This window comes from Rhodococcus sp. (in: high G+C Gram-positive bacteria), from assembly GCF_049591685.1.
Taxonomy (GTDB): Bacteria; Actinomycetota; Actinomycetes; order Mycobacteriales; family Mycobacteriaceae; genus Rhodococcoides.
Genome location: NZ_JBAWFH010000347.1, coordinates 1 through 1,646 on the forward strand (window position 1 = coordinate 1; position 1,646 = coordinate 1,646).

Consider the following 1,646-nt stretch of genomic DNA (forward strand, 5'->3'; position numbering starts at 1 on the left):
GCACATACGCGTTGTCCGTGGGCGACTGCCACGCTGCAGTCGATCCACTCATGGGACAGGGGGCGAACGCAGCCTCGTACAGCGCTCACATCACGGCCGAGGAAATACTCGACACCATGGTCTACGACGAAGTCTTCTGTGAACGAGTCGCCGCTCGCCGCGAAAACATGGTGCTTGCCGCAACGAGTGTGACCAATACGTATCTGGAATTCCCCGAGCATCTGCGAACCCTGCAACAAGCGAGCATCCGAAGCCAGGAGGTCGCGAACGGAGTGGCTGCGGCCTTCGCCGATCCACGCGCGATGTGGGACATCATCGCCACACCCGAGCGCGTCGACAAATTCATCGCCGTGACGGACGGTTCGTGATCCTCCTTCTACGGACAGCTCACCTGTCCGTCAGTGATCGGCCTCGATGCCACCAGGTCTGGACGCCGCCCAGATCGCATGCACCATTTCGGCCCTGCTGTAGACATTCAACTTTCTGAAGATTCGCTTCAGGTGCTGCTTCACAGTGTTTTCGGTGATAAAGGCTCGCCGTGCGATCTCCTTGGTGGTGAGTCCATCACTGACGAAGAGCGCGATCTCGCGTTCGCGTTTAGACAGGATCGCCAGCATGGGAAGTGCCGAATGAGGGTTCGCTGCTCGTGGATGCACCACCGAAACGACCGCTTCGTGACGACGAAGCGCGACCGAACGAACCGCTACGGGCGACTGATCGACGTTCGTGGAGTTGGCGGTGATCGCGCGGCGCTCGCCTGTGTTTATCAGGGCAGCGCTGTCGGCGATCACCAGCCCTGCCGCATCTATAGCTCGTCGGCCGTCGGGTGCTACGGCGCGGGCGGCGCGGTTCTCATGGACCGCGCGTCCGGCGGTATCGGTTATGACCACAGGATTGTCGATGCAGTCCAGCGCAGCTCCTAATACCTCCGCACGCCAGTGCAATTGCTCGTAGCGCGCCGCCCTTGTCAACGCTGGCCCAAGATGCGAGACCACCATTTCGGCACTACTTCGATCGATGTCGTCGAACGGCGGATCTCCTGGGTAACGCGTGAAGTGAATCGTCCCCCAACAGGTATCACCGACAATCAAGGGGGCTTTGAGCGAATGAAAGTAGCCCGAGTGTCCCAGTATGCGTTGCGCTCGACAGGTAGCCCAGCTCTCTGTCAGCGCCGCGTCGGAACTGGCTACCGGCCTGCCCGCTTTTAATGCCGCAATCAGCACAGGGTCCTCGCGCATATCGACGGTTGCGTACTCGTCGAGCAGCAGGCTGGGGACATCCGCCGCTTGACCGACCAACTGGTTCCTGCCGGGATCCAGGCGATACAGGCCGCGACCACGGGCGAAGATCATCCCGCGGACCGCGCTGACGTACAGGGCGCCCACTTCATCGAGGGTTACCGCCGACTGCAACTCACGGACGAAATCGAGGGTGCGTCCTAATCTCGACAAGGACCTCTCCCTTCACGTTGGCGGCGAGAAAACAACGCGATGCGCCGTTAATGTCGTGACACCCCACAGGGCGTCCAAACTGTGCCGCACCGCAATCACGAAATGATATACCCAAAATCCCGCGGATGCTGAATATTCAGCAACTTGTCGACAAGACCTCCACCGACCGCTATCGACTATCCGTATGGGTGACAT

At 60.2% G+C, this 1,646-nt stretch carries 1 protein-coding gene and 1 pseudogene; one reads left to right on the forward strand and one right to left on the reverse strand.

Annotation, left to right across the window (positions count from 1 at the left end):
• A pseudogene (locus WBQ44_RS14560) lies at positions 1-368 on the forward strand (monooxygenase); the annotation flags it as partial.
• A gap of 30 nt (positions 369-398) precedes the next feature.
• Here WBQ44_RS14560 and WBQ44_RS14565 read toward each other — a convergent pair.
• On the reverse strand, positions 399-1,385 hold the full coding sequence (locus tag WBQ44_RS14565; RefSeq protein WP_495567386.1) for a LuxR C-terminal-related transcriptional regulator: 987 nt from the start codon (positions 1,383-1,385) through the stop codon (positions 399-401).
• Between the last annotated feature and the right edge of the window lie 261 nt (positions 1,386-1,646).